This window comes from Acidocella sp., assembly GCF_013044125.1.
Taxonomy (GTDB): domain Bacteria; phylum Pseudomonadota; class Alphaproteobacteria; order Acetobacterales; family Acetobacteraceae; genus Acidocella.
On record NZ_JABEVC010000031.1, the window covers coordinates 1 to 3,937 of the forward strand.

The following is a 3,937-nucleotide window of genomic DNA, read 5'->3' on the forward strand; positions in this document are numbered from 1 at the left end:
GCATAATACACAGGCGGCGGGGGTGGCGCATAATACACAGGCGGCGGGGCTATGCTGAAAAAGAGCCCAAGCCCGCCAAGCCCATCCCCGTCGGCCTTTGCCGGATGGTACAGACCGGCGCCAAACCCAATCACGGCTGTTGCGAATAAGAGCGGCTTCAGGGCCATGCTGTAAACTCCCGTGAAAACAAAATCGAGAATTGCACTATCGGCGGGCAATGCGGCGTGAATCAGCCCCGACTACGGCTGGAATATGACGTGACCGCCCCTACCCGCGCACGGCGGCGACGAACCGGCGGATCAACGCCGGGGATTTCTCGCCAGGCGCGCTCTCCACGCCGGAGGACACATCCGCCCCGGGGGCGTTGGTCTGCGCCAGCGCGGCGGCAACGTTGTCAGGTGTCAGCCCGCCGGCCAGAAGCCAGAATTTCCGGGCCCGCCAAGTGGAGAGAAGATGCCAGTCCGCCAGTACGGCGTTGCCACCAGGGCGGGTGGCGCCCGGCGGGGGCTTGGCTTCCACCACATAGCCGTCGGCCACCTCCTCTGGCGCCGGAAAATCCGCCGGTGTTGCGATCCCGAGCGCGCGCCACACCGGGCGGCCAAAACGGTTACGCAACGCGGCTATGGCCTCAGCCGGGGCATAAACCTGCAAAACATCGAGCGAGACCTGTTGCAGGATTTCGTCGATTTCATCGAGCCCCGGGTTCACGAACAGGCCCACGCGCTGCGGCCCGCCCGCATGACGGGCCGAGAGCGCCGCTGCCTCGCCAGGCGTGACGTAGCGCGGCGAGCGCGGGAAGAAGACGAAGCCCAGGTAATCCGCGCCGGCCTCCACTACCGCATCGAACGCGGCGGGGCTGTTGACGCCGCAGATTTTGACCTTGCGGCCTGGCGCCATCATTTATGCCGCTTTGCGCTCTTTCAGGAACGCGAAGAACTCCACACCCTCGCGCAGGCGGCGTTTCATCATCTGCGGGCTGCGCAGCATCTCGTTCAGGATGGAGAGGATTTTAGACGGCCGGAAATAGAACTTGCGGTAGATGATTTCCACCGAGTTGAAGATTTCCTGATGGCTCAGATGCGGGTAGTGCAACGGGGCGATCTGCACGCCGTGCTCGTCGATCAGCTCCGCGTGCTCGATGTCGAGCCAGCCTTCCTTCACAGCCTGGTTGTAGAGGAAGGTGCCGGGGTAAGGCGCCGCCAGCGACACCTGGATGGTGTGCGGGTTGATCTCCTTGGCAAACTCCACCGTCTCCTTCAGGGTTTCCTGCGTCTCGCCGGGCAGGCCGACGATGAAGGTGCCGTGAATTTTGATGCCGAGCTTGTGGCAGTCCGCGGTGAAGCGCTTGGCAACGTCAATGCGCATGCCTTTTTTGATGTTGTAGAGGATCTGCTGGTTGCCGCTCTCGTAGCCGACGAGGAGCAGGCGCAGGCCGTTTTCCTTCAGTATTTTCAGGGTCTTGTACGGCACATTCGCCTTCGCGTTGCACGACCAGGTGACGCCGAGCTTGCCCAGCTCGATTGCGATGGCTTCGGCGCGGGGCAGGTCATCGGTGAAGGTGTCATCATCGAACATGAACTCCTCGACCTGCGGAAAAAGCTCCTTCGCGCGCTTGATTTCGGCGATGACGTTCGCCACCGAGCGGGTGCGGTATTTATGCCCGCCGACCGTCTGCGGCCAGAGGCAGAAGGTGCAATGCGATTTGCAGCCGCGCCCGGTGTAGATGGAGACATAGGGGTGCTTGAGGTAACCGATGAAATAATCCTCGATACGCAGATGCTTGGCATAAACCTCGGTGACGAAGGGCAGCTGGTCCATGTCGTGCAGGATCGCGCGATCCTTGTTTTTGATCAGCGCGCCGGCGGCATCGCGGTACATGATGCCGTCAACCTCGGCCAGCGGCCGTCCTTCAGCGATTTCCTTGATGGTGAAATCAAACTCGTTGCCGGCGACAAAATCGACCACCTTCGCGCGGCTCAGCGATTCCTCGGGCTGCACCGCAACCTTGGCGCCGACGAAGCCGATCATGATATCCGGGTTTTCCGCCTTGAAGGCTTCGGCCACCTTCACGTCGTTGCCGAAGGAGGGGGTGGAGGTATGAATGATCAGCAGGCCATGGGTTTTGGCGTGGGGGAGCACATCGGCCATGGTCAGGCGCGCGGGAGGTGCGTCGATCAGCGTGGAATCTGGCAGCAGCGCGGCCGGCTGGGCCAGCCAGGTGGGAAACCAGAAAGATTTGATCTCGCGCCGCGCCTGATAACGCGAACCAGCACCTCCGTCGAAACCATCAAAGGAGGGCGGCTGCAAAAACAAGGTCTTCAACATGGTTAACTCTTCTCTTTTCAATGCGGCGATATTTTGCCGGCGTCGGCTTGCATGATTTGGCCACGCCAGTGGACTTTGTCACCTGTGAAACTGGCAACATAAATAACGAAAGAACAAAAATCCCGCACCAGGAAAAGCCACGCATCGCCGGCTTTGGCAAGTCCGAGGGCGGAATCGATGGCGCGCGCGGCCGCATAGCGGATGCCGAGCACGGCCATGAGCAATATCCAGGCCCAGGCCGCCCCGGCGGAAAACACCAGGGCGAGCAGGCACCAGAACAGCGAGATCTGCAGCACCGAGGCGGCGTAGGGCACCGGCACCAGGGCGCGGATGGTGCGCGCCCAGCGCAGCTCGTGGCGGAACAGCACGGCAAAATCGTGCTCGGGCACGGTTGTCGCCGGGATGACCTGCGCCAGGGTGAGTTTATAGCCGCGGGCAACCACCAACCGGCCCAGCACCTGGTCATCGGCCAGATTATCGGCCACCGCGGCCAGCCCGCCCACCTGCGCCAGTACGGTTTTGGTGAGCGCCATGGTCACGCCCAGGCAATCCTGGCGGCCGAGCTTGCGCGCCAGCAGGGCGCCGGGCAGGAAGGTGTAGTTGATCTGGTTGGCGCCCATCAGCGTCGCCAGGTGCGGTGTACCCGGCAGGCCAGTGTAAAGCGTGGTCACCAGCCCCACGCCGGGCTCGGCCATCGCCGCCACCACACGGTCAAGGAAATAGGGCGGGACGTGGATATCGGCGTCCGACATCACCAGTGTCTCGTACCGGGCGGCGGGGTACATGTTGATGAGGTTGGAAACCTTGCGGTTGGCGCCGTGCAAGGTGTCATCCACCACCACGGCGACATCGCGGTCCGGGTAGCGGGCGCGCAGCTTCTCAACAACTTCCAGCACCGGGTCAACCGGGCTCTGCACGCCAAATACCAGCTGGAATTGCGGGTATTCAATAAGAAAAAACGACTCCAGCGCCAGCTCGGTGAGCGGCTCCACCCCGCAGAGCGGCTTGAGGATGGAAACCGGCGGATAGGCGGACGGCACCGGCGCGGGTGCGGCGCGGAAGCGGCGGATCAACGCCGTGCCGATGAGCAGCTGCGCCACGCCGATGAGCGCGCAGAACCCGGCAATCCCGGCGAGAATGTGCAACTTACTGGCCGCTGGGGGTGAGCGCGCCACCGGAAAGCGTGGTGATCTTGGCCCGCAGCGCCGCGATCAGCCGCACGGCATCGCCGCCGCTGACCAGCGCGCTGAAGTCCGACGCATGGACGGCGACCTGGCTGATGGTGCCGTTCAACAGCACATCGGTGATCTGCCAGCCAGCGGGGCCGTTGGCGACGACGTAGTCAATCTCGGTCGGCGCGCTCCCGTCAGCCGGGACGATCTGGGTTTCCACGATCTTGTTCGCGCCCAGGGATTTTTCGGCCGGCAGCAGCACGAATTTGGCGCCCTCGCCCTTGAACTGGCTGACATAGCTGGCCACCGTGAACTGCTCAAAAAGCGCCATGAGCTGCTTTTGCTGCGCGGCCGGCAGGGTGGCCCAGGAGAAGCCGACGGAATTTTGCGTGACCAGGGGCAGATTGTAGGTCTGCTTCACCACCGGGTCCAGCGCCGCA

4 protein-coding genes are annotated in these 3,937 nt (G+C 63.0%); all 4 read right to left on the bottom strand.

Features of this window, described 5'->3' with window-relative positions; translation table 11 throughout:
• Positions 1-267: 267 nt before the first annotated feature.
• Positions 268-897, bottom strand: a complete 630-nt coding sequence (locus HKL97_RS01560; RefSeq protein ID WP_408820569.1) for a phosphoribosylanthranilate isomerase — start codon at positions 895-897, stop codon at positions 268-270.
• Positions 898-900: 3 nt separating this feature from the next.
• Positions 901-2,325: a hopanoid biosynthesis associated radical SAM protein HpnJ gene (gene hpnJ / locus HKL97_RS01565; protein ID WP_291422187.1), complete on the bottom strand. Its 1,425-nt coding sequence runs from the start codon at positions 2,323-2,325 to the stop codon at positions 901-903.
• A 17-nt stretch (positions 2,326-2,342) separates the two neighbouring features.
• Positions 2,343-3,470, bottom strand: coding sequence for a bacteriohopanetetrol glucosamine biosynthesis glycosyltransferase HpnI (gene hpnI / locus HKL97_RS01570; RefSeq protein WP_291422190.1), 1,128 nt, complete (start codon positions 3,468-3,470; stop codon positions 2,343-2,345).
• 1 nt (position 3,471) lies between these two features.
• Positions 3,472-3,937 (bottom strand): ABC transporter substrate-binding protein (locus HKL97_RS01575; RefSeq protein WP_291422192.1); only part of this gene is annotated, 466 nt, incomplete at its 5' end.

Coding starts and splice junctions, on each gene's coding strand:
- HKL97_RS01560 (WP_408820569.1), bottom strand. CDS start 897: ATGGCGCCAGGCCGCAAGGTCAAAATCTGCGGCGTCAACAGCCCCGCC.
- hpnJ (WP_291422187.1), bottom strand. CDS start 2,325: ATGTTGAAGACCTTGTTTTTGCAGCCGCCCTCCTTTGATGGTTTCGAC.